Below are 23,518 nucleotides of genomic sequence, written 5' to 3'. Positions count from 1 at the left end.
CAACTGCCAATTGAGTGGATTTAAGGCGTAAGGGCTGGTCAGGCGGGCTCTGGCCGCTCACGCGGGACGGCTCTGCAGCCAGCGTGCCAGCAGCCCCCCGGGGACTTCTTCGGAGGTCAGCGCGAAGCTGCGGTGGTCCGCCCATTCACCGTTGATATGCAGGTACCGCGGCCGGTAACCCTCGTCGCGAAAGCCGAGTTTCTCGACCACGCGCAGGCTGGGTCCGTTTTCGGGACGGATGTTGATCTCCATCCGGTGCAGCCCGAGCGTCCGGAAGCAGTAGTCCGTTGCCAATGCCACAGCGGTCGGGGCAATGCCCTGGCCCGCCCGGTCCTTGTCGACCCAATATCCGAGCGTGGCCATCATTGCCGAGCCCCACACGATGGAGGACACCGTCAGCTGGCCAACGATCACGGGTTCGCGGAAGCCCGGGGTCCACGCCGTGATCAGGAACGGCAGAGCCGTTGCCTGGGCGGCCTGGGCCTTGAGGGAACGAACCATCTGGCGGTAGTCGGGCAGACCACCCCCGGGAACGGGGTTGGACGCTTCCCAGGGGGCCAGCCACTCGCTGTTGCGGGAGCGGACCTCGGTCCATTCCTTGCGGTCCCGGTACCGGATGGGGCGCAACACGAGGTCGCCGCACTCAAGGGTCGCCGGCCAGGCGAAGCTGCCCCCCACGGGAGTTATTTGGTCAGGCTGGGCGCGAGGCTGGCGGCGAACTCGGGCAGCCATTCCCGCAGGCCGGGGCCGAGGTCGTCGCTGTCGCAGGCGAGCTGCACGCAGGCCTTGAGGTAGCTGAGCTTGTCGCCGGTGTCGTAGCGGCGGCCGCGGAAGACGACGCCGTACACGCCGTAGCCTTCGCCGTCGCCAGCCGCGAGCTCCTGGAGTGCGTCCGTCAGCTGGATTTCGCCGCCACGGCCGGGCTCGGTGCGTTCCAGAACCTCGAACACTGCCGGGTGGAGGACGTAGCGGCCGATCACCGCGAGGTTGGACGGGGCGTCGTCGACGTCGGGCTTCTCCACGAGCTGGTTGATGCGGACATACTCTTCACCCGCTATCGCCTGGATGTCGGCGCAGCCATAGGCGCTGATCTGGGACGGATCCACCTCGATCAGGGCAACAACCGAGCCGCCGGTCTTGGCCTGAACTTCGATCATGGTGCTGAGCAGTTCGTCGCGGGCGTCGATCAGGTCATCGCCCAGAAGGACGGCGAAGGGTTCGTAACCTACGTGCTGCTTGGCGCGGAGGACGGCGTGGCCCAGGCCCATCGGATCGCCCTGGCGCACGTAGTGGATGTCACCCAGGTTGCTGGCGGCCTGGATGGACGCGAGCTTGGCGGTGTCGCCTTTGTCCTCGAGGGTGGCTTCCAGCGCGGGGACACGGTCGAAGTGGTCCTCCAGCGCGCGCTTGTTGCGTCCGGTGATCATCAGGATGTCGTTCAGGCCGACGTTGACGGCTTCCTCGACGACGTACTGGATGGCCGGTTTGTCCACGACGGGCAGCATTTCCTTCGGCATGGCCTTCGTGGCCGGGAGGAACCTGGTGCCGAGGCCGGCTGCGGGAATGACGGCCTTGCGGACCGGAGCGTTGAGTGTAGTCACTCGACTAATCTAACGGAGGGACCAAACATTGCGTAATCATTCGAGCCGCCGGAGAACCTCCTCTCCCGGCTGCATCACGCGGAGGGACGGGGCGTCATGGCGTCAAAAGAAGAGATCCGGGCCGGCCACCGGGCCAGGCGCGCCGCGCTGACGAACGCCGGCCTGTCGAATGCCGGGACGGACATCGCCCGGCACGGCCTTGCATGGGCTTCCGGCCTGACCGGCGGCCGCCCGGGCACCTTTGCCGCCTATCTGGGCGTGGGTTCCGAGCCGCCGACGCTTCCCCTGCTGACGGCGTTGCATGAGGCAGGGCACAGGCTCCTGCTCCCGGTCTGCGAACCCGGCCTGGAGCTGAGCTGGGTGTACTGGACGCCGGCCTCCGAATCGGTCCGAAGCCGCTATGCGCCGATCCAGGAGCCCGCGGGAGAACGCCACGGCACAACGGTCATGCTGCACGCGCACGGCATCGTCCTGCCTGCCACCGCCGTCGATTTTTCCGGGAACCGGATCGGTCAAGGCGGCGGGTACTACGACAAGTTCCTGGCGGCGCTGACGGCCCTCCTGCCGTCCCGGGCCGGGGCGTCCGACGGCGGGTTGTTGCCGCCCCTGCCGACAGCCGCGGTCGTCTTCGACAGCGAGGTGCTTCCGGCCGGCAGCATCCCGGCAGAGTCCTTCGACCGGAAGGTGGCCGCCGCCCTGACCCCGGGCGGCCTGCTCCCGCTGCAGCCATAGCGCATGAGGGGCCGCGCGGCCGGGGTGATAGAATTAGCACTCAGGCCCTGCGACTGCTAAGTCACGGATTCCGCCGGAGACATCCCGGCAGCAATCCGGACCGGACAGCACGGGACCTGCTCGTTTGTCCCAGAGTGAGGATTTCCAGTGCCCACGTATGCATACGCCTGCAAGGACTGCAGCCACGCCTTCGAGATCGTGCAGTCGTTCACCGACAGCTCCCTCACGTCCTGCCCCGAGTGCCAGGGCACGCTCCGCAAGAAGTTCAACAGCGTGGGCGTCGTCTTCAAGGGCTCCGGTTTCTACCGGACCGACTCACGCGACACCAAGGGCAGCACGGTTTCCCCGGCTCCTGCCCCGGCTGCAACTCCGGCGCCCGCCGCGGCTTCCGCAAGCTAGGTACTGCCCGCACGGTTGCGGGTCCGCAGCGGATTGCCGCCTGACCGCGGAATGTCTTGGCCGTTTCTCCACATAGCCCAAACTGCGCCCGCCCGGCGTTCCCGCCGATGCGTAGGGTCGCACCATGGCCACCGTTGCGCGTTCCGTCCCGGCCGCCGGCAACTTCCCGGCGGAAATCCTTCGTGCCCTGCTTCGCGGTGCCTTGCGCCCCTCGCTTCCCGCGTTCGGCGCCCGTTCCGTTGGGCGCAGTTCCGGCGGCCGGAACTCGGGGAGTCCGCCGCGGGCACGGAAACCCGCCGGCCGGCCCTTCCGCCGTCTGGTCCGCTGGCTGGAGCGCAACCGGCGGCTGACTGTGGCACTGCTGCTGTGCATCGCGGCGGGCATCACCGTGCAGCAGCTCACGCCGGCCCCGGCCTTCACGGTCTCCGCCTTCGCCGCTGCCAGGGACCTGCCGTCCGGGGAGGTACTCGGCCCGGAAGACCTGACCCTGCTGAGCGTCCCGCGGGACCTCGTGCCGGCGGGCAGCTTTGGCGGCAACGATTCACCGCACGGCAAGCAGCTTGCCGTGGCGCTCCGGAAGGGCCAGCTGCTGTCCGATTCGCAACTTCTTGGGCCCGGCCTGCTGGCGGGAAGCCCTCCGGGAACGGCCGCCGTACCGCTCCGGATGGCCGATCCCGCATCAATCCAGCTGCTCTCCCCCGGACAACTCGTTAATGTGGTCATGACAACCGGCGGCACCTTTGACCAGACGGCTGCGTCCCAGGTGCTGGCTGCGGCAGTGCCGGTGCTGTGGACCTCCGGGCACGGCAACGAGGCGGGCCAGTGGCTGGCCGCCGGGGAAACGGAGGGCCTCATGGTCGTCGCTGCCGATGCCGATGAGGCACGCCGTCTCGCCGGCGCTTCCACGCAGGGGAAGCTGTTCTTTGTCCTGGTGGGGGCCGTACCGGGCTAGCCGGGCAGAGCGGCCGCAGCCCGTCCGCAACTCCGCCGGGGCCGCTGCCCGAGGTTCGTCCCGGGTCGGTCCCTTAGCCCCAGTGCGGAGGCTTTTGCTCCTGCAGCCAGGAGTCGTGGTCGTAACCGCCCGGCTCGTCGCCCCAGCGCCGCGGATCGTCTTCGGCGGCTCTGTTCGGCAGCACGCCGGCAGGGACGGTTGCCGGCGCGGCCGGCTGCGAAAGGTTGTCCCGGCCGCGGTCCCGGGTTTCCTCGCTGGTCTGGATCTCGCCGTCGTTCCGGGATTCGCCGCTGTTTCGGGTATCGCCGTCTGCAGTCATGCCGCCGGCCTCCTTACTGCCCTGATCTGTTCTGTAATATTGCGCGCCGTCCGGCCACCCGGACGGCGGCCGCTCCTCCGCGGCCTGCGCTTCGTTCACGGCCAGGTTCTCGACGTCGTCGTCAAAGAATCCCGGCGAGGCCTGCTTCCGGTGCGTTACGGCCGGTTTCTCCAGGCCAAGGTACCCGCCGATGCGGTCGGCGCAGGCCGAAGGATCGGTGAAGACCTCTATGGTCCATAGTGGCATGTAACGCCAGCCAAGTCGCTCCAGGAGCTGCGGGCGCAGCCTGCTGCGTTCGCGGACGGTCAGCCTGCGGTACTGCTCGGTGCCGTCGGACTCAATGGCCACGGGCCAGGGAATTTCGGCGTCGTCCTGTCCGAGGGTGCTCAGCGGGTCGGCTGCGGCCACCATGTTCAGGGCGCCGTCGTACTGGTGCCAGACCCGGGCGCCCCGGGCGCGGAGCCGGTCGCCGAGGTCAGCCACAAGGGGATCTGCCCCCAGGGCCTGTTCGCTGGCGGCGGCGCGCGACGCCGGGCTGCCAAGATCGGAGTTGCCGGCGATTTCCCGGTCCAGGAGTTCGTAGAAGTCCACTGCTCCGTGGCTCAGCCGGGTCACGTCCAGGTCCTCGGGACGGAAGCAGCTCAGCACGTGCAGGGACCGGCGCGCCCGTGTCATGGCGAGGGCGAACCTGGCCCGTCCGCCGTCCGCGGACAGCGGACCGAGGCTGTGCAATGCGCGCCCGTGCGGGGTGCGGCCATAGCCCGGTGAAAAGATCACGTGATCGCGGACCAGGCCCTGGGCGCGTTCCAGGTCCACCACCCGGAAGGATTCCTCCCCGGCCGTGAAGAAGCCGGCCAGCAGCGGATGGTTGGGCAGCTGAAGCCGGATGGACTCGCCGATCCGGGCAGCGTGCCGGAGGCTGCCGGTGACAACGGCCAGCGAAGTCCGAGGCCGCAGGCGGGCGTGTTCGAAAACAAGTTCCACCGCACGGTTCACCTCGGCCACGACGGATTCGACGCCGTCGTGGTCCGCGCTGGGCAGTCCGGTGCCGTCCGGCAGGTACTCGACGGTCAGGGCGCGGTCCAGGCCGGTGGCGGACTGGCCCTCCGGCAACCGGCGCAGCCCGCTGTCGTAGAAGCCCTTGCTCAGTTGCCGCACGAGGTCTTCGTCAACGGCACGGTAGACGTTCCGCAGGTTCCAGACGGGCAAGACGGCGGCCAGCGCCTTGTAGGCGCTCTCGACACCCTGGTGGGAGCTTTCGCCGGCGGCGAGCCGCTCCACACTGACGGTGAAGGTGCGCGGGCTGGCGATCCGGTCGTCACCAAAGGCAATGACCTGTTGGGCGCGGGCGAGGGCCGGCAGGACAGCCTGCAGCGACGTCGCCTCGGCATCAAGGATGACGACGGCGTCGAACCGCTGTGTCGCCGGCAGTACCGCGGTCAGGAGGTAGGGGCTGACCGACCACACGGGGACCAGCATGGGCAGCAGTTCCGGGGCCTGCCCGGTCAAGGCCGACAGTGTGACCCTGCCGTCCTTGAGCAGGCTGCGGAGCAGCTCCGCCTGGCGCGGGTGCTCAGCGATGGCGGCCCGCCAGCGTTCTGCAAGCTTCCAGCGCAGTCGGGCCGCGCCGCTGGCGATGTGGGCGTTGTCCGCGAGACGGTACTCGGCTTCCAGCTGGCGGAGGGCGTCGCCGTCGGACATAGCCAGGTAGTCATCCCCGCTGATCATGGCTTCCAGCGCGGACTGCCACCAGGCGAGCTCGAGCTCCGCGGCCACGGATCCGGCCGGAACTTCGCGTTCGGCAAGGTCGGCGAGAAGTTCGCCGAGGCCATGCTCGCGCATGTTCTCCACCAGGAGCGTCCGCTCCGGCAGGGTCTCCAGCGTCCCGGTGTCGGCCACCAGCCGCTCCAGGCGCTCTATGAGTTGCTCATAGGGCGTGTTGTGCAGCTCGCCGCCCGCCGCTGTGTGCCTCACGGCCTGGCCCATTTCGGCCAGTTCTGCTTCGAGTTCGCGGTACAGGCCGATGATCTCCGCCAGGCCGGAGGGGACCGCCGGATGGCGCTGCGTCGTGGCGTAGCCGGACCACGCGGCCCGCTGTTCCTGGACGAGGACGAGGGAGCTGTGCAGGTCGGCGATGTGGACGCCCGGGCGGACATACTCCTTAGCGACCCGCCGCAGGCGGGAGCGCTGCATGGATGGCATCTCGATGTTCCGTTCGCGGCGCCAGGAGGAGGCTGCGGTGGCGGAGATGAGGTCGTGGACCGGACGGTCGAAGATATCCGGGGTGAACTTGTCGAGGCTTTCGCGCACCGCAACGAGGAGCTCAACCTGGTCGCCCCATTCGGCGAACGTGCTGCCAAGTCGGATCTCGGCATGGTCGGCGACGCCGTTCATGAGTTCCCGCAGCTCAGGAAGCTTCCGCGCCACGGAGCGGGCCACCTGCTGGGCTTCCTGGGTTTCCTTGCGGGTCAGGAGGCGGGCGCCGTGCCAGGGGCTCGTCGTCGATGCCCGGCTGAAGCTTCCCAGCTCGGCCGCCCGGTGCAGCCGCCCGGCCAGTTCCTCCCGGTCCCGGATGCTGTCCAGCACGCTGCGCTTGAGCCGGACGGTGGTGGCCGGTGCGGGCTGGATCGAGGTCAGCGCGGCCAGCGACTGCATGGCCTCGTACGGTGAGCAGCCCCATCGCTGGCGGACGTTGTGCAGTGAAGCGACGTGGTCACGCAGGGCGTGGCGGTGCTCGATCAGGGTGGTGTGCAGATTGCGAAGCTGGGGCTCGAGGGACTTCTCGTTGCGCACGATCGCCCGGACGAGCTGGCCCTTGAGCTGCAGCGGCGTTGCGTTGCCGGCGAGCTGGAACAGGGCGGAATCCAGCCCCAGGGTGTCCAGCTCGGCGGAGATCTCGCCCAGGCTGGCACGCCGGTCCCCCACCACCAGGACGGTCTTGCCCTGGTCGACGAGGGCCCCGATGGTATTGATGGCCGTCTGGGTCTGGCCGGTGCCGGGCGGGCTGCTGACCACGAGCGAGTCCCCGGCGCGGACGGCGTCGACGACGTACTGCTGGTCCGTGTCGGCGTCGAGCAGGAGCAGTTCATCGGCCGGGTCGCGCTCGTCGGTGGTGGGGAAGCGCCCGGTCTTGAGCTCAGGAACTTCCACCGCTCCGCCGGCGGCAGCGCGGCCCAGCGCCGACACGAGGGGATGGTTCCCGTTGATCCACGGGTCGTCGAGGCTTCCGGACAGGTCGGCGAAGGTGGAGACCAGAAGGTTGTGTTCGACGTCGGCGCCGTGGATCGGCTGGATGAGGGTGCCAAGGCGGTCGAGGACAGGCTGCGGATCAAACCGGGCGGTGCTGTAGGCCATGCGGGTGACGGCGTTGACGTCGAAGACGATCCCGTGGATGGTTTTCAGGTGCCGGATCAGCGCAGGGTTGATCTTGGCCTGTTCGGTCAGCTGCAGTTCGTAGTCATCCTCGCCCGGCCGGACCGTCAGGGAGATGGCGGCCAGCATAACGGGGGCTGAAACGCGCTGGGGTTTGCCTCCGACGGCGGAGGTCCAGACGACAGTGCCCGCGGAGAAGTACCCCGCGTCGATGCCGCGGTCGTTGGCGAGTTCGAAAATCTTGGAGCGCAGGTTGCGGGAGGCCCGCGCGGCGACGACGTACTGCTGGTGGTCACGGATCAGGGTGGAGAGCCGGGTGCGCCGGCCGGCCATCAGCTGCGCCAGGCCGGAGGGATGGGCGTGGGTCAGGTCGATGGAGCCTTCAGGCGTCTTGGTGAAGCGCAGCATGGTGTCCGCTCCGGTGACGGGTTTGAGCCCCGACAGCCATTTCCTGAGCTCCTCGGAGCCCTCGGGGTGGCCTTGACCAACTGACACTGCTGCCTTCTTTTCTGTGCTCGCGTTTACTCTGCTCACGTTTTCCGTGCTCGCGCGGGACGTCCTGGACCATACCGGCATGCTTTCGAGGGTAGCCCGAATCCGGCGCTGGCGAGGCTCCGCAACACTGGTGGGACGCAAATTCGGGCCGAATTTGCCGGAACGCCATCCTCCGCCCGCAGCGGCCGCACGAATCCGTGCCGGGAGGCGCCCGGACGGGAAATGCCAGGACGTGAAGTGCCCAAACGTGAAATGGCCGGCCTCCCACGGAGACCGGCCATTTTCACTCACCCTTTACCGGGCTATTCCCATTCGATGGTTCCCGGCGGTTTGCTCGTCACATCGAGCACCACGCGGTTCACGCCGTCCACCTCGTTGGTAATGCGGTTCGAGATCCTGGCCAGCAGGTCATAGGGCAGCCGCGACCAGTCCGCCGTCATGGCGTCTTCGGAGGAGACCGGGCGCAGCACGATCGGGTGGCCATAAGTCCGGCCGTCGCCCTGGACACCGACGCTGCGGACATCGGCCAGCAGCACAACCGGCATCTGCCAGACCTCGTTGTCGAGTCCGGCGGCGGTCAGTTCCGCCCGCGCGATGGCGTCGGCCTTGCGCAACAGGTCCAGCCGCTCCTTGGTGACTTCGCCGACGATCCGGATGCCGAGTCCCGGGCCGGGGAACGGCTGGCGTCCCACGATTTCCTGCGGCAGGCCCAACTGGGCGCCGACGGCGCGGACCTCGTCCTTGAACAGGGCGCGCAGCGGCTCGACGAGTTCGAACTGCAGGTCTTCCGGCAGGCCGCCCACGTTGTGGTGGCTCTTGATGTTCGCGGCACCTTCGCCGCCGCCGGATTCGACGACGTCGGGGTACAGGGTGCCCTGGACGAGGAACTTGATCTTCTCGCCGTGCGCGGCAGCCTCGGCGATGATCGCCAGTTCGGCTTCCTCGAAGGCGCGGATGAATTCGCGGCCGATGATCTTGCGCTTGGTCTCCGGGTCGCTGACACCGGCGAGGGCGGCTTGGAAGCGCTCCTGCTCGTTGGCGACGTAGAGCTTGACGCCGGTCGCGGCCACGAAGTCGCGTTCGACCTGTTCGGCCTCGCCTTCGCGCAGCAGCCCGTGGTCCACGAACACACAGGTCAGCTGGTCGCCCACAGCGCGCTGAACCAGGGCGGCGGCGACGGCGGAGTCCACGCCGCCGGACAGGCCGCAGATGACCCGGGCGTCGCCGATCTGTTCGCGGATCCGGTCGACCTGCTCCTCGAGGATGTTGCCGGCGGTCCAGTTCGGCTCCAGCTTGGCGCCCTTGAACAGGAAGTTCTCGAGGACCTGCTGGCCATACGCCGAGTGCTTCACTTCGGGGTGCCACTGCACTCCGTAGAGGCTCTTCTCTTCGTTGGCGAAGGCGGCGACTTCGGCGCCCGCCGTCGTCGCGAGGACCTCAAAGCCTTCCGGGGCTTCGTGCACGGAGTCGCCGTGGCTCATCCAGGTGCTCTGGTGCTGGGGCATGCCCGCCAGGATGGAGCGGCCTTCTCCGATGGTGGTGGTCTCGGTGGCACCGTACTCGCGGAGCCCGGTCTGGGCCACCTTGCCGCCGAGGGCGTTGGCCATGGCTTGGAAGCCGTAGCAGATGCCGAAGACCGGGATTCCGGCCTCGAAGAGGTCCGCGCCGACGCTGGGCGCGCCTTCGGCGTAGACGCTGGCGGGGCCGCCGGAGAGGATGATGGCGGCGGGATTCTTGGCCAGGAGCTGCTCGGTGCTGTAGGTATGCGGAACCACTTCCGAATACACGTTGGCTTCCCGGACGCGGCGGGCGATCAGCTGCGCGTACTGGGCACCGTAGTCAACAACCAGCACGGGCTTGTGGGACGTCTGGGATGCAGTGGGAGTAGTCACCGTACAAGCCTACTTTGCGGCGCCGCCGGCCCGCACATTGAGAAGCCGGTCCGGGCCCGGAAACGGCCGCCGGGTAAGCGAACTCACACGGAAGCCCGACGGCGGGCGGCCGGCCGCACGTGACGCAGGGTCAGTAGCGCTGCGGGGCCTGCGGGTTGGCGGCCAGCTCGGCCTCCACCTCGGCGTGGAATTTCGTCTCCACGAAGAAGGACAGGAACGGCACTACGCCTCCGAGCGCCAGGATGATCATCTTCATGAACGGCCAGCGCATCAGCGACCACAGGCGGAAGTTGGACATGAGGTACACGACGTACATCCAGCCGTGCACGATCAGCACGGCCACGGAGAGGTTCACGCCGCCGATGACTCCGGGCGGTTCGGCGTCGGCGAATCCGAAGCCGAACGGCTCGCCCGTGACGGCGTTGGTGCCGCCCGCGAAAAGGTACTGCCCGAACGCGTACCGGGCGATCAGCTCGGCGCAGAGCAGGAGCAGCATGGAGCCGGTCATGTACGCGAGGACCTTGTAGAACTTCAGCGCAGAACGGATCTGGGCCTCGGTTCCGCCGAAGCGGCGCTTCTTGCCGCCCGTGGTTCCCGTTGCGTTGGACTGCTGCGGCTGTACGGCCGGCTGGGGCTCGATCATGGTTGCACTTTCGTTTCGGTGGTGCGCGTTTCGGTGGTGCGCGTTTCGGTGGTGCGCGGTTCGGTGGGGTCGGGGTCGGGGACGGGTTGCGCCGCGGCGTCCTGCTCCTCGTCGAGGGCGTCCTCGAGTCCGCGGCGGTAGTCGTCCTTCACCAGGCGCCACCAGATGAACAGCGCGAACCCGGCGAACACCACCCACTCGGCGGCGTAGAAGAGGTTGAGCCAGTTGATCTTTCCGGCAGGTGGCTGCGGCCCGATGTTCAGTGGCTTCACCTCTCCGCCGGACGAGGCGGCACCGGCTTCGCTGCCGGCGGAGACTTCGGAAGTCGCCGCGACAAAGCCGGGATAGCTGCTGATGTCCCAGATGTTGATGAGTTCAGCGACGGACACGGCGCTGGCCCGCCCGGGGCCGGCGTCGGTCCCCGGCAGCGGGGCTTCGGACGGCAGCAGGCGTCCGGTCAGTTCAATGACGCCCGACGGCGGCGCGGCGGCGTCCGCGGGGTCGGCAACCCAGCCGCGGGCGACCGGGATCCAGGTCTGGGGCGAGGCGCCGGCTCCGGTCAGCACGGGGGCGTCCTTCACGGCCAGGGCCGAGACGATCCAGTAGCCCGAGGCACCGCCGTTCAGCCGGCCCGGGACCAGGACCTGCTTCTGCGGGTCGTAGCTTCCGGTCGCGGTGACGACCTGGTCTGCGATTGAACCGGGGAAGAAGTCCCCGGGCTGGAGCGCCGTGGTGAGCGGTTTGGGGTCCTCCGTCGTGGTGGAGACGGTCACCTCCGGCTGGGTCGAGCGGCCGAACTGCCACTGGCTGAGCAGCACAAACACCCCTGATACGACGATCGCGAACACCAGTCCGGCGATCCAGCGGGGTTTGAGGGCAGTTTTCAGCACCCCTTAACCGTACTTCGTCGGCGTGTAGAACAACGAAACGGGGCGAAAGAGTGGGGCAGCCGTCAGCTTTTTAGTGGTCGAAGAAGACCAGGCTGGAGTTGATGAGTTCCGCGATCACTTCGGCGTCGTAGGCCCGGCGGAGGGACTCGCGGAATGATTCCTTCGACAATGACCGGGCGAGGGTGGCCAGCACCTCGAGGTGCTCGGAAAACGAGCTGGCAGGCGTCGCGATCAGGAGGACCACCGTTGCGGGCCCGTCGGCAGCGCCGAAATCGAGCGCCTTGCCGTATTTGGTGATGCCGACGGCGATGGACGTTCTGGAGACGAATTCGCTGCGGGCGTGGGGCAGGCCAATGCCGCCGGGCAGGCCCGTGGCCAGCTGGTGCTCACGGGCGTTGACGTGCTTGAGGAAGCCGGCGAGATCCGAAATGCGGCCGGCGGCATGCATCCGTTCCGCCAATTGGGAGGCGGCATCGAGCTTGTCGGTGGCGTCCATTTCGAGGATCACCATGTCGGGGGTGGTGAGCTCGGCGTCGTACCGGTCAAGTGGTTCCGCCAAGTGGTGTCCCTTCGAAGTGGCGTCAGTGCGCCGGCAGTCTCGGGGTCGAGGCTGCCGGCGGACGCTGCCGGTCAACGCAGCGGAACGATGTCCTCGACGCCCAGGCGTGCTGCGTCCGCAGATTCGTCGTCCGGCTGCTCCTGGCTGAGCCGTTCGGCGTCGACCCTGGCCAGGTAGTGCTTGATCTCGCCCTCGCGCTGGGCATCGCTCCAGCCGAGGACTTCTCCCATCAGTTTAGCGACTACCGGTGCGGCGGACACACCGCGGTCCCAGGCCTCGATCGAAATCCTGGTCCGGCGGGTCAGGACATCCTGCACGTGGCGGGCGCCCTCATGGGTGGCGGCGTACACGGCCTCGGCGGCAAGGTAATCGTCCGCACCCGGCAGGGGCTCGCCCAGTTCCGGGTTCTCCGTTATGAGGGCCAGCACTTCCGGGGCCATTGAACCGTAGCGGTTCAGCAGGTGCTCGATCCGCGCCACGTGGACGCCGGTCTCCTCGGCCATCCGGTTGCGTTTGTTCCACGCGGCCTTGAATCCGCCGGCACCGAGCAGCGGAATGGATTCCGTGCAGCTGGGCGGGACCCGTTCGTCCATGCTGCGGGTCGCCTCGTCGACGGCGTCCTTGGCCATGACCCGGTAGGTGGTCCATTTGCCGCCGGCCACCACGACGAGCCCGGGCACCGGGTGGGCCACGACATGTTCGCGGGAAAGCTTGGCCGTGGAGTCGTTTTCGCCGGCGAGCAGCGGCCGGAGCCCGGCGTAGACCCCCTCGACATCCTCGCGGGTCAGCGGCCGCTTCAGGACTTTGTTCACATGTTCGAGGATGTAGTCGATGTCCTTGCTGGACGCGGCCGGGTGGGCCTTGTCCAGGTGCCAGTCGGTGTCGGTGGTGCCGATGATCCAGTGCCGGCCCCAGGGGATGACGAAGAGGACGGACTTTTCGGTCCGCAGGATCAGCCCCACCGTGGACTGGATCCGGTCGCGCGGCACCACGAGGTGGATGCCCTTGGAGGCGCGCACCTTGAGCTGGCCGCGGTCGGTGACCATGGCCTGGGTTTCGTCGGTCCAGACGCCGGTGGCGTTGATGACCTGCTTGGCCCGGATATTGAAGCTGGAGCCGTCCTCGTGGTTGACCACTTTGGCGCCGACCACGCGCTCGCCTTCGCGCACGAAGTCCACAACCGACATTTGGTTGACCGCGTGGGCGCCGTAGTGCGCCGCGGTCCGGATCAGGTTGGCGACGTACTTGGCGTCGTCGACCTGGCCGTCGTAGTAGCGGATGGATCCGACGAAGGCGTCGTCTTTGAGGCTCGGCGCAGCGCGCAGGGTCCCCCGGCGGCTCAGGTGTTTATGGAAGGGGACGCCGCGGCTGTGCCCGCCGGTGATGGACATGGCGTCGTAAAGGGCGATGCCGGCGCCGATGTAGGGCCGTTCCAGGAACGGTTTGTGGAGAGGGTAGAGGAACGGGACCGGCCGGGCCAGGTGCGGTGCCAGCACCGAGAGGATCAGCCCACGCTCGTGCAGCGCCTCTTTGACGAGGGCGAAGTCGAGCATCTCCAGGTAGCGGAGGCCGCCGTGGATGAGCTTCGAGGAGCGGGAGGACGTGCCTGCGGCCCAGTCGTTGGCCTCGACGATGCCAACGCTCAGGCCGCGCGTGACGGCGTCCAGGGCGGCGCCGGTCCCGACGATTCCGCCGCCGACGATCAGGATGTCGAGTTCCTTGCCGGGGTCCGTGGTGCCCCTGAGTACCGCGAGGGACGCGTCGCGTTCCGCAGGCCCAAGGGCACCGCCGGCCTTGGGAGAACCGCCGGGAAAACTGTTCATTTCACGCCTCCATCCGGATCAAAGCTCGTAGTGCACCACACTACTTCCAACTTCCCCGGATGGGCAGGGGGCGTCAGTTTCCGGCGTAAGGCGACACGACGACGTCGACGCGCTGGAATTCCTTCAGGTCCGAGTACCCGGTGGTTGCCATGGAACGGCGCAGCGCACCGATCAGGTTGGCGGTTCCGTTGGTGTGGTGGCCGGGTCCGAAGAGGACCTCCTCGAGCGGTCCGACGGTGCCGACGTTGACCCTGTCACCGCGGGGAAGTTCAAGGTGGTGCGCCTCCTGGCCCCAGTGCCAGCCCTTGCCCGGGGCTTCTTCGGCGCGGGCGAGGGCGCTGCCCAGCATCACGGCGTCGGCGCCCATGGCGATGGCCTTGACGATGTCACCGGAGGAGCCCATGCCGCCGTCGGCGATCACGTGGACGTAGCGGCCGCCGGACTCATCCATGTAGTCGCGCCGGGCGGCGGCGACGTCGGAGATGGCGGAGGCCATGGGCGAGTGGATGCCCAGGGCGCGTCGGGTGGTGCTCGTGGCGCCGCCGCCGAAGCCGACCAGCACGCCGGCGGCACCGGTGCGCATGAGGTGCAGCGCCGGGGTGTATCCCGCGGCCCCGCCGACGATCACGGGGACGTCGAGTTCGTAGATGAACTGCTTGAGGTTGAGCGGCTCGTGGTCTTTCGAGACGTGCTCGGCCGAGACGGTGGTGCCGCGGATCACGAAGATGTCGACGCCGGCGGCCACGACGGTCTTGTAGTGTTCCTGGGTCCGCTGCGGGGTGAGGGAGCCCGCCACGGTGACGCCGGCGGCGCGGATCTCGGCGAGCCTGGAGGTGATCAGTTCCGGCTGGATCGGGGCCTGGTAGAGCTCCTGCATCCGGCGGGTGACGGCCGGGCTGTTGGTTTCGTCCTGGAGCGCAGCGATCTGGTCCAGCACGGTCTGCGGGTCCTCGTAGCGGGTCCAGAGGCCCTCCAAGTCCAGGACACCGAGCCCGCCGAGGCGGCCCAGGGCGATGACGGTCTCCGGCGACATGGCCGAATCCATGGGAGCAGCGATGACCGGCATGTCGAACTTGTAGGCATCGATCTGCCACGCGACGGACACATCCTTGGGATCACGCGTCCGTCGGTTGGGGACGATCGCAATGTCATCCAGGGAGTAGGCACGGCGCCCACGCTTGCCTCGGCCAATCTCAATCTCGTAAGTCACTGCTCTAGGTTATCCCAGCGAGCGCCCGTCACCGCCGGAGGCGGTCCGGCGTGACGGCGGTGCCGCTGCGGCCAGTAGTCTGGCGGGATGAGGAAACGGTGGGTCTTCGACGGCCACATTGCCGGGATCGGGACGGCGTCCGGTTTGCGGGCGGTGGTGGGTCTCTGGCAGCAGTCCCCCTTCGGGCCGTTCGCCGACGCCATGGTGGAACTGCCTTCCGGCCACCGGATCCTGCTCGCCCCGACCGCCGAGGTGGCCGACTTCATCGCCGCGGTCTACAACTTTGACGAGACCCGCGTGCTCGACGTCGCCGCGTCCCGCGCCGCGCACCAGCTCAGGGTTGACGCCGGTCCACTCCGGATCCGCGCCGCCATGGGCGCGCGGACCCGGCTGGGCAGTATCGCACGGCTGGTCCCCCCGCCGGTCGCTGTGCATCCTGATTGGCTGCGGGCCGTCAACCCGCTCGCGTCCCGGCTCAGCCCGGGCGTTCGCACCGCGGGTGCCGCTAAAGGCGGACGGCAGGAGTACTACGGCGTGACCGATCTTCACAGCATCGAGTCGGCGAGTGTCGGCTGGGACGGCGGAGACGCCGGGTCCCTGACTGCCATCCGGCCGGGAGTCACTTTTGGTTTCAGCAGCGTTCCCCCGGAACCCAGCCTGGCGCGGGTCCGGACCACCGTGGTGGAGGCGACCGCCGATGCGAAGAAGTTCCCCTCCCGGAGCTGAAGCCGTGGACGCCTCAAATGCCTTCGGCGTCGTCCACGGCGAGCTGGGACTCGAACATCCGGAAGTAGCGGCCGCGCAGGGCCACCAGCTCCTTGTGGGTGCCCTGTTCCACGATCCGTCCGTCCTCGAGCATGTAGACGATGTCCGCCTTCTCGATGGTGGCGAGGCGGTGGCTGATCGCGATGATGGTGCTGCTGCGTTCGGCGAAGAGCCGGGTGAAGATCCGGTGTTCCGCTAGGGCGTCGATGGCCGACGTCGGTTCGTCCATGACCATGAAGGAGGCGCTGCGGTAGAAGTTCCGTGCCATCGCCAGCCGCTGCCACTGCCCGCCGGACAGCCCGCTCCCCTTCCGTCCGCGCGGGTCCTCCATCCAGTTGCTGACGTGGTTGTCCAAGCCGTTGGGCAGTTTGTTGATGAACTCCAGGGCCTCCGCGTCGGCGGCGGAGCGGCGGATCCGCTCGTCGTCGCGCGGTGATTCGACGTCGCCGAAGAGAATGTTCTCCGCGGCGGTGGCGAACTCGTATTTCAGGAACTCCTGGCTGAGCACCGCCAGATGGCGGTGCCAGGACTTCACGTCGACGGCGGCGAGGTCGACGCCGTCGAGCATCACCTGCCCGGAGTCCGGGCGGTAGAGCCCGGCGAGGATCCGGATGAGGGTGGACTTGCCGGCGCCGTTCTCCCCCACGACCGCGACGTGCTGGCCCTCGCGGATGGTCAGCGAAATGCCCTTGATGACCTCAAGCTCGCTGCCCGTGTAGGTGAAGCGGATGTCCCGCAGCTCCACCGTCCTGGGCGCCTGCAGCAGGGGCGGGGCGTGGTCGGAGTGGACCGGCAGCGCCATGAACAGCTCGTAGTCCTTGAGGTTGGCGAGGTCCTCGTCGATCGAGCTGAGCGAGGAGACCAGGCTGTTGGCCGTGGACAAGGCCCGGCTGACGATCTGCTGGACGTAGAGGAACTGCCCCACAGGCTGCGCGTGGACGATAATCTGGCCGACCACCCAGATCAGCGACACAACCTCGGCCCCGTACTGCAGGGCATCCGCGGCGAGCTGCTTGGGGATGTATCGCTTCTGGAAGTCCAGCCGCCTCCGTTCATCCGCGTCCCGGAGCCGTGACCGCAGCCCCATCAGGTAGCCGACGATTCCGTAGAGGCGCATTTCGGCGATGTGCTGGGGCCGCAGGAGGTTGGTTTCGATCATCCGCCGCTGCCGGCGCGAGTCCACCTGCGTGTTCCAGTGCGCGATCTGTTCGCGGGAGAGCTTGAACTGCAGGTAGACGCTGGGCACGATCGCCACGAGGACGATCACGGCGATCCACCAGCTGACCAGCATCAGCGCGCCGATCGCGAGGATCACCGAGATCAGCTGGGTGAAAATGGCGGCGATCCGGTCCAGGACGCGGGCGTAGGAATCGGAGAAGCGCTTGGCCCGGTCGTACAGGTCCACCGTTTCCTTGTCGTCGTAGCGCCAGAAATCGAGGGCCAGGAACCGCTCGTACATCAGGTCGCCCACGATCGCGCCGACCTTGAAACTCATGAGTTGCTGGATGTACCGGTCGACGCTGCTGAAGGCGCCCCAGAACAGTCCCAGCGCCGCCGTGATGACGACGTAGACAATGGCCTGCTGCCCTGCCTCGGCATTGCCCGCATATGCGGCTGCGAGGGCCGTGGTGGTGAGCGCGGCGAAGTAGGTGGTGACGAGCGGCAGCAGCGCCGAGATCAGCGAGCCCACGACCTTCATCACGACGGCGGCGGGCGAGGCCCGGAAGCTGACGCGCAGCACCTGGGCCACCGCCCGGGCGTAGGGCCTCAGCGCCAGTTTCCGCTTCGGCTCACGCGCGGGTAGGAGTTCGGACATGCCTCCAGCCTAGTTGGGGCCGCCGACGCGGGGCAGGCAGGGTTTCGCTGCCGCCCCGACCGCCTAGTACTTCTCGCCGTATTGGTATTCCGGGAACTCGAAGCACGCGCTGAAGCTGCCGACCTGAAGGCTCTCCGGGCCGTCCCAGAAGGACACCAGCAACTGCGTGCCGTCTTCATGGAGGAGCTCCACCCGGCGATTACCGTCGTTGTCCGTGCCGTCCGTCGCGGACCAGCCCGACCGGCCGGAGAGGGAATCCCGGACTTCGTCCAGGAACTTCGTCCGGTCCAGGCCCGGCAGCAGCTCGACCTGCCCGGTCCCCACCCACTTCTTCTGCTCGCCCCGGCAGGGCATCAGGCTGGAGGTGTCGTTTTCGAACACGGAGACGACAACGTCGGTCGGCACCATCCCGATGATCTCGTGCTGCACGGCCAGGAGCTTGGACTTGGCGGTTTCCAACGTTATGGGTGTCATCGATTCGCTCTCTTGTGTTCCGGATCCTGCTCCGCAGGCTGACAGGACAAGGCACAGGCTGACGGCAAGGGCCCCGCACCAAAGACGGGCCCCGGCGGTCACCTCGCCCCTACCGCGCACGGATCTCATTTCGGACGTCTTCCAGGGCCGGTGCATTGAACGGATCCGTCGTGGCGATGAGGCTGTGGTTGTCAATGCTGTAGGCCTCCTGCCAGTTGCTGCCTCCCGGCGGGGCGTACACATGCTTCTCAAAGGCGGGCTCCTTCATGGGGTAGTTGTCTCCCACAACTCCGCTGCGCTCCGCAGTTAACAGGATGTCAGGGTACGTGTAGCTGGAGTACCGGGTGCTTGGGTCTGCTGTCCAGCCCGGCGGCATCGCGGCTCCGGACAGGGCGATGACCTTGTCGTAGCGGGCGCCGGCGACCTCGGATCCGGTGACGTTCCGCAATCCCCAGCTGTGGCCGACGGCAACTGCCTGCGCTCCGGCCGGTTTCTCCAGCTCGACGGCTGCCTGGAAATCCCGCAGCACGGGGGCCGACGCGGCCACGAAATCGTCGCTCTTGGCTTCGTCGAAGAAGGCTTCGGCAAAGCCGCCGTCGGGAAATTCGGATCCTTTGTAGACGAAAGCGACTGTGCCCTCCGTTGGGTCCGAACCAACCAGCCATTGGGCTACGGATTGCGGGCCGCCGCCATAGAACGACTGCTCGTTGGTCCGGGTTCCTGGCACATAGGTGACGACGGTCGTGGTGTCGGCGTCGTAGTCGCCGACCATTTCCACAATCGCGCTGTGCGCCGGGTCGTAGGCGGCGAGCTTGACCTTTCCGTCAACTACGCTCTGCAAGTAATCCTTCCCCGCTTGCCGCGCCTCCCACGCCTCGTGTTCCTTTACGTACATGGCCGGATACCCTGCCGCCATGATCAGCGGATTGAATTCGGGCTCCGGGTCGGATCTGCGGAGCCAGTCGATCCGGTGCTGGGCATTGATGGCGTTGGCGCGGACGCGGTCCTCGAACGGGATGCCATTGGTGTTTCCGGCCAGGACAGGATGCTCGGCAATAAACGCCGTGCGCTGCTCCGCGGCGAGCCCGTCCCACCAGGACCGGATCTGCGCAGGCGTCTTTCCGTCGAGGTCGGCAGGTTGCGGAGTGGCAGGCGCCGTCGAGTGTGCGCCCGCTGCCGTTCCGGCACCGCCGGACCGGCTGGCCTGTTCCTGCTCCGCGGCGTTGCGGACCAGCTCCTCGCCCGCTGCGGCCAGGAAAGCGGCGGCCTGGCGCAACGCTCTGCTGTGGCTGGACTGCCAGTCGTGCCGGAACCGTTCGGCGTCGGGGCCTGGCCACGGTGCCTGGGCAACGCCGGCCCCCAGCGTGCCCAGCTGTGCCAGCAGCGTCCGGCCGGACGCACCCATTTGGGCGCCGAGCCGCCGGAGCTGGGCAGGGTCCGCCCCCTGAAATCCACTAGCCACGTGCTGTCCCCCTGCAGTCTGCGCCGCCGTGCCGCTGTCCGCGCCACTTTTCCGCGGTCCGGGAGTCCCGGAACCAACGGCCAGCCTCGAGGCTACCTTGCACAGACGCCGACAGGCCATGGGGAGAGATCCCCATGGCCTGTGTGTCGCGTGTCAGCGCTGGGGCCACGCCCGCAGGGTTCCTGGCCGTGGAGCCGCTCCGGCGAGGGCCCCGAACCGAGCTTGCGAGGGTTGGGAGCCGGTGCGGACTTGCGAGGTTAGGGAGCGGCTGGGGCCCCCGGCGCCCGGGTTCCCTGACCGCAGCGAAGCAAGGTCAGGGAGGCCTCGGGGATTAGCGCGAACCGTAGTTCGGTGCCTCCACGGTCATCTGGATGTCATGCGGGTGGGATTCCTTCAGGCCGGCCGCCGTGATCCGAACGAACTTGCCGCGGGCCTTGAGCTCGGGCACGGTCGGGGCGCCGGTGTAGAACATGGTCTGGCGGAGGCCGCCCACCAGCTGGTAGGCCACCGAGGCCAGGGGTCCGCGGTAGGCCACCCGGCCCTCGATGCCTTCGGGGATGAGCTTGTCATCGCCGGAGACGTCGGCCTGGAAGTACCGGTCTTTGGAGTAGGAGGTGTTTTTGCCGCGGGTCTGCATGGCGCCGAGGGACCCCATGCCGCGGTAGAGCTTGAACTGCTTGCCGTTGACGAAGATCAGATCGCCCGGGGACTCGTCGCAGCCGGCGAGGAGGGAGCCAAGCATCACGGTGTCTGCGCCGGCAACCAGGGCCTTGCCGATGTCGCCCGAGTACTGCAGTCCGCCGTCGGCGATCAGCGGCACGCCGGCGGGAATGGCTGCCTTGGCGGACTCGTAGATGGCGGTGATCTGCGGGACACCGACGCCGGCGACCACGCGGGTGGTGCAGATGGAGCCCGGCCCCACACCGACCTTGATGCCGTCGGCACCGGCATCGATGAGCGCCTGGGCGCCTTCGCGGGTGGCGGCCTGGCCGCCGATGATGTCCACGTGCGCCGCCACGGGATCGGACTTCAGCCGGCGGATCATGTCGAGCACACCCTGGGAGTGGCCGTTGGCGGTGTCCACGAAGAGCGCGTCCACGCCGGCGTCGATCAGGGCCATGGCCCGCTCCCAGCCGTCGCCGAAGAATCCGATGGCAGCACCGACGCGCAGGCGGCCTTCTTCGTCCTTGGTGGCCAGCGGGTACTGCTCGGCTTTGGTGAAGTCCTTGGTGGTGATGAGGCCCTTGAGCCGGCCCTGCTCGTCCACGAGCGGGAGCTTTTCGATCTTGTTGGTGGCCAGCTTGTGCGAGGCTTCCTCGCGGCTGATGCCGACGTGCCCGGTGACGAGGGGCATCTTGGTCATGACGTCGCTGACAAGCCGGATCGGGAAGTCGGTTTCCGGCACGAAGCGCGTGTCGCGGTTGGTGACGATGCCCAGGAGCCGCATGCCCTCGTCCACGACCGGCAGGCCGGAGACGCGGTAGTGCGAGCAGATCTCGTCCAGCTCGGCGAGCGTGGCCTCGGGGCCGATGGTGAGCGGGTTGGTGATCATGCCGGATTCGCTGCGCTTGACCCGGTCCACCTGGTCCGCCTGGTCGGCGATGGAAAGGTTGCGGTGCACGACGCCGAGGCCGCCCTGGCGCGCCATGGCGATCGCCATCCGCGACTCGGTGACCGTGTCCATCGCGGCGGAGAGCAGCGGGGTCTGGACCGAGATGCGCTTGGAGATCCGGGAGGAAGTGTCGGCCTCGGAGGGGATCACGTCGGTGTGGCCGGGCAGCAGCAGGACGTCGTCGTACGTCAGTCCGATGAAGCCGAAGGGATTGTGTTCGGGCTGGGTCATGAGTGCGCCTCTTACCTTGGGTACGGGTTACGGGTAGGGATTGCAACAGATGACCAGCCCGTCATTACGGGCATGGCCTGTGCAGAAGTGTTGAATAAATAGTAGAACCTTGGCGCCGATCCCCATATTCCGGGGCGCTAATGTGAGCAACGGCACCGGCCCGGTGACGCCGCCCCGTCACGTCCAGCCGGTGGCCTTCAGCAGCCGCCGTTCGAACATGGGGATCATGGTCTGGACATAGGTCTTGGTCAGATGGTTGTCGTCCTTGTAGACGTACACATTTCCGACCACGGCCGGGCAGATCCCATCGGCGCAGATGAAGTCGCTGAGGTCCATCAGGTGCAGACGCGGAACCTTCCCGCGGTACGCGTCCAGAGGTGAAGACTCGGCAAGGGACTCCTGCAGCGGAACGTTGCACTTGACGGCGTCGGGTCCGTTCTTCTGGACACATTCGGGCATGTTCATGTTGAAGCGGGGGTTGTCGCGGATGCCGACCACGTCCATGCCGGCGGCGGTGAAGGGCTCGATGCCTTCGAGGTATTGCGGCACCTCGGTCTCAAAGGGCGCGTCTTTGTGCGTCAGTGAGGCGACGGTGAACACCGCGTCGGGCCGGTGGTCCAGGACGTACTGGGCGCTGGCCTTGTTGAAGGCGTTGCATTCGGCGTCCCTTTCCGGGGACTCCCCGCCGAAGCGGCAGTTGCCCTTCAGGAGGGCGACGACTTCCCAGCCGTGGCTGCGGGCGATCGGGCCGAGCGCGGCCATGTACTGCTGGGCGTGGGAGTCACCGAGCACCACGATGCGTTTGGTGACCTTGTCCGGCCGGCTGTTCTGCAGGCAGCCCGCGAGCAGCGGGTCGCCGGGGACGTTTCCGTCGGTGCACAGCCCGTCGATGTCGGCCCACTCGTTCTTCATGGCCACGGGAGCCGGGATGATCTTGGCCTCCGGCGTCGGCTTGCCGGCATTTTCGGGGGCCAGGGCGGCCGCGCCGGGGGTCAGTTCCCTCGGCTGCGCGGCGGCAACGGCCTCATCCGCCATCATCTTGCTCTGCCATACGGACACCGGCCCGGCCAGCAGGGCGCCGCATGCTGCGATCACGACGGCGGTGCGCCAGACGCGGCGCTGGGGCCAGTGCCAGTCGCGCAGCGGCTTCTCCACAAACCGGGTGGTCAGCACGGCGAGCACGATCGACGCGGAAACAATTGCGAGGCCCTGGACCAGGTTCGGGTTGGTGATGCCCGTCCCGGCGAGGGCCAGCACCAGGAGCGGCCAGTGCCAGAGGTACAGGGCGTAGGAGTTGTCGCCGAGCTTCACCAGCGGCTTCCAGGTCAGGAAACGGTCCACGCCGAAGCGGCTGCCGCTCTGTCCGGCCACGATGATGGCGGCGGCGGCCAGCGTCGGCCACAGCGCAATGAAGCCGGGGAAGGAGCGGTCCACGGTCAGCAGCAGACCGCAGGAGAGCATCGCGGCGAGACCCGCCCAGCCGAGGGCCACCCGCAGCGCTTTGCCGGGCCGAAGGTGCGGCAGCGCAAGCGCCAGCAGCGAGCCGAGGGCGAATTCCCAGAGCCGGGTCCGGGTATCGAAGTAGGCGTAGGACTGGTTCGTGACGGTCTGGTCGATGGAAAACGCGAGAGATACAACGAAAATCGCACCGAAAGCCGCGGCCAGGAGGGCGGCGTAGCTCACCCTGCGGCCGACCGGGGTCCGGCGGAGGAGGCGCAGGAGCACGGCTGCGCCGGCGAACACGAGCGGCCAGAGCAGGAAAACCTGGCCCTGGATGGACAGCGACCAAAAGTGCTGCAGCGGGCTGGCCCCTGCGTGGTCCTGCGCGTAGTAGTCGACGGCGGTGTCCGCGAGAAGCCAGTTCTGCCGGTAGAACAGTGAGGCCCACGCCTGGTCCAGCACGTCCGGCCAGCGGCTCTGGGGCAGGACCAGCCGGGTCCCGACCAGGACGCCAAGGATCACGACGACGACGGCCGGCAACAGCCGCTTGAGCAGGTGAAGCCAGTGGCCCGCCAGACGCAGGGGCTTGCCGCTTTCGACCTTGCGGGCGAAGCTGAGGGTCATCAGGAAGGCCGAGATCAGCAGGAAGATGTCGACGCCGCCGGAGACCCGGCCGAGCCACACGTGGTAAGTGACCACCATGAGGACTGCGAGGGCTCGGAGGCCCTGGACCTCGGGCCGGTAGCCTGCTTTTGCGCGTACCTCGGAACCCGGGTCCGCTGCCTGCGGGCCGGCCGTTGTTCGCTCGTTCGACACAAGAAGCCCCTTCAG

The 23,518-nt window shown here is 67.8% G+C and carries 18 protein-coding genes; 4 read left to right on the top strand and 14 right to left on the bottom strand.

The genetic code is table 11. The annotated features are described in order from the left end of the window. Positions 1 to 57 precede the first annotated feature (57 nt). Complete coding sequence (locus AB4Y67_RS03580) at positions 58 to 678, bottom strand: GNAT family N-acetyltransferase (RefSeq protein WP_441404422.1); 621 nt, start codon at positions 676 to 678, stop codon at positions 58 to 60. Between the two features lie 5 nt (positions 679 to 683). After that, positions 684 to 1,601, bottom strand: a complete 918-nt coding sequence (galU, locus tag AB4Y67_RS03575) for a UTP--glucose-1-phosphate uridylyltransferase GalU (RefSeq protein ID WP_441404421.1) — start codon at positions 1,599 to 1,601, stop codon at positions 684 to 686. A 96-nt stretch (positions 1,602 to 1,697) separates the two neighbouring features. On the opposite strand from galU, the gene AB4Y67_RS03570 reads away from it, so the two are divergent. From AB4Y67_RS03570 to AB4Y67_RS03560, 3 genes are all read left to right on the top strand, one after another. After that, positions 1,698 to 2,333, top strand: a complete 636-nt coding sequence (locus AB4Y67_RS03570) for a 5-formyltetrahydrofolate cyclo-ligase (RefSeq protein WP_441404420.1) — start codon at positions 1,698 to 1,700, stop codon at positions 2,331 to 2,333. A 147-nt stretch (positions 2,334 to 2,480) separates the two neighbouring features. Beyond that, positions 2,481 to 2,732 carry an FmdB family zinc ribbon protein gene (locus tag AB4Y67_RS03565; RefSeq protein WP_441404419.1) on the top strand — a complete coding sequence of 84 codons (252 nt, stop codon included), beginning with the start codon at positions 2,481 to 2,483 and terminating at the stop codon, positions 2,730 to 2,732. A 124-nt stretch (positions 2,733 to 2,856) separates the two neighbouring features. Further along, entirely contained in the window at positions 2,857 to 3,684 is an 828-nt protein-coding gene (locus tag AB4Y67_RS03560; protein ID WP_441404418.1) for an RcpC/CpaB family pilus assembly protein, read from the top strand. A gap of 73 nt (positions 3,685 to 3,757) precedes the next feature. On the opposite strand, the gene AB4Y67_RS03555 is transcribed toward AB4Y67_RS03560, so the two are convergent. The 7 genes from AB4Y67_RS03555 to AB4Y67_RS03525 form a co-directional block, all read right to left on the bottom strand. Then, positions 3,758 to 7,870, bottom strand: a complete 4,113-nt coding sequence (locus AB4Y67_RS03555; RefSeq protein ID WP_441404417.1) for an AAA family ATPase — start codon at positions 7,868 to 7,870, stop codon at positions 3,758 to 3,760. 302 nt (positions 7,871 to 8,172) lie between these two features. Then, positions 8,173 to 9,762 carry a glutamine-hydrolyzing GMP synthase gene (gene guaA / locus AB4Y67_RS03550; protein WP_441404416.1) on the bottom strand — a complete coding sequence of 530 codons (1,590 nt, stop codon included), beginning with the start codon at positions 9,760 to 9,762 and terminating at the stop codon, positions 8,173 to 8,175. Between the two features lie 130 nt (positions 9,763 to 9,892). Further along, positions 9,893 to 10,405 (bottom strand): DUF3817 domain-containing protein, encoded by a 513-nt coding sequence (locus AB4Y67_RS03545; protein WP_441404415.1) that lies wholly within the window; start codon positions 10,403 to 10,405, stop codon positions 9,893 to 9,895. Next, entirely contained in the window at positions 10,402 to 11,295 is an 894-nt protein-coding gene (locus AB4Y67_RS03540; RefSeq protein ID WP_441404414.1) for an SURF1 family protein, read from the bottom strand. Before AB4Y67_RS03540 ends, AB4Y67_RS03545 begins: the two co-directional genes overlap by 4 nt. A gap of 70 nt (positions 11,296 to 11,365) precedes the next feature. Continuing rightward, positions 11,366 to 11,854, bottom strand: coding sequence for a PTS sugar transporter subunit IIA (locus tag AB4Y67_RS03535; RefSeq protein ID WP_441404413.1), 489 nt, complete (start codon positions 11,852 to 11,854; stop codon positions 11,366 to 11,368). A 71-nt stretch (positions 11,855 to 11,925) separates the two neighbouring features. Next, positions 11,926 to 13,677 carry a glycerol-3-phosphate dehydrogenase/oxidase gene (locus AB4Y67_RS03530; protein WP_441404412.1) on the bottom strand — a complete coding sequence of 584 codons (1,752 nt, stop codon included), beginning with the start codon at positions 13,675 to 13,677 and terminating at the stop codon, positions 11,926 to 11,928. Positions 13,678 to 13,750: 73 nt separating this feature from the next. Further along, entirely contained in the window at positions 13,751 to 14,887 is a 1,137-nt protein-coding gene (locus AB4Y67_RS03525; RefSeq protein WP_441404411.1) for a GuaB3 family IMP dehydrogenase-related protein, read from the bottom strand. A gap of 87 nt (positions 14,888 to 14,974) precedes the next feature. On the opposite strand from AB4Y67_RS03525, the gene AB4Y67_RS03520 reads away from it, so the two are divergent. Next, the gene (locus AB4Y67_RS03520; RefSeq protein WP_441404410.1) at positions 14,975 to 15,613 is read left to right on the top strand and encodes a hypothetical protein; all 639 of its coding nucleotides are present in this window, start codon (positions 14,975 to 14,977) and stop codon (positions 15,611 to 15,613) included. Positions 15,614 to 15,626: 13 nt separating this feature from the next. On the opposite strand, the gene AB4Y67_RS03515 is transcribed toward AB4Y67_RS03520, so the two are convergent. From AB4Y67_RS03515 to AB4Y67_RS03495, 5 genes are all read right to left on the bottom strand, one after another. Continuing rightward, positions 15,627 to 17,468: an ABC transporter ATP-binding protein gene (locus tag AB4Y67_RS03515; protein WP_441404409.1), complete on the bottom strand. Its 1,842-nt coding sequence runs from the start codon at positions 17,466 to 17,468 to the stop codon at positions 15,627 to 15,629. Between the two features lie 63 nt (positions 17,469 to 17,531). Beyond that, positions 17,532 to 17,942, bottom strand: a complete 411-nt coding sequence (locus tag AB4Y67_RS03510) for a hypothetical protein (protein ID WP_441404408.1) — start codon at positions 17,940 to 17,942, stop codon at positions 17,532 to 17,534. Between the two features lie 109 nt (positions 17,943 to 18,051). Next, on the bottom strand, positions 18,052 to 19,404 hold the full coding sequence (locus tag AB4Y67_RS03505; protein WP_441404407.1) for a hypothetical protein: 1,353 nt from the start codon (positions 19,402 to 19,404) through the stop codon (positions 18,052 to 18,054). 331 nt (positions 19,405 to 19,735) lie between these two features. Next, entirely contained in the window at positions 19,736 to 21,247 is a 1,512-nt protein-coding gene (gene guaB, locus AB4Y67_RS03500) for an IMP dehydrogenase (protein ID WP_441404406.1), read from the bottom strand. A 177-nt stretch (positions 21,248 to 21,424) separates the two neighbouring features. Beyond that, positions 21,425 to 23,503: an acyltransferase family protein gene (locus AB4Y67_RS03495; RefSeq protein WP_441404405.1), complete on the bottom strand. Its 2,079-nt coding sequence runs from the start codon at positions 23,501 to 23,503 to the stop codon at positions 21,425 to 21,427. Between the last annotated feature and the right edge of the window lie 15 nt (positions 23,504 to 23,518).

The organism is Arthrobacter sp. YAF17, assembly GCF_052113365.1.
Lineage (GTDB): Bacteria > Actinomycetota > Actinomycetes > Actinomycetales > Micrococcaceae > Arthrobacter.
The sequence above is the reverse complement of the archived record's forward strand: the minus strand, read 5'-3'. Positions and strand labels throughout refer to the sequence as shown.

Coding starts and splice junctions, on each gene's coding strand:
- AB4Y67_RS03570 (WP_441404420.1), top strand. CDS start 1,698: ATGGCGTCAAAAGAAGAGATCCGGGCCGGCCACCGGGCCAGGCGCGCC.
- AB4Y67_RS03560 (WP_441404418.1), top strand. CDS start 2,857: ATGGCCACCGTTGCGCGTTCCGTCCCGGCCGCCGGCAACTTCCCGGCG.
- AB4Y67_RS03545 (WP_441404415.1), bottom strand. CDS start 10,405: ATGATCGAGCCCCAGCCGGCCGTACAGCCGCAGCAGTCCAACGCAACG.
- AB4Y67_RS03530 (WP_441404412.1), bottom strand. CDS start 13,677: ATGAACAGTTTTCCCGGCGGTTCTCCCAAGGCCGGCGGTGCCCTTGGG.
- AB4Y67_RS03520 (WP_441404410.1), top strand. CDS start 14,975: ATGAGGAAACGGTGGGTCTTCGACGGCCACATTGCCGGGATCGGGACG.
- AB4Y67_RS03515 (WP_441404409.1), bottom strand. CDS start 17,468: ATGTCCGAACTCCTACCCGCGCGTGAGCCGAAGCGGAAACTGGCGCTG.
- AB4Y67_RS03510 (WP_441404408.1), bottom strand. CDS start 17,942: ATGACACCCATAACGTTGGAAACCGCCAAGTCCAAGCTCCTGGCCGTG.
- guaB (WP_441404406.1), bottom strand. CDS start 21,247: ATGACCCAGCCCGAACACAATCCCTTCGGCTTCATCGGACTGACGTAC.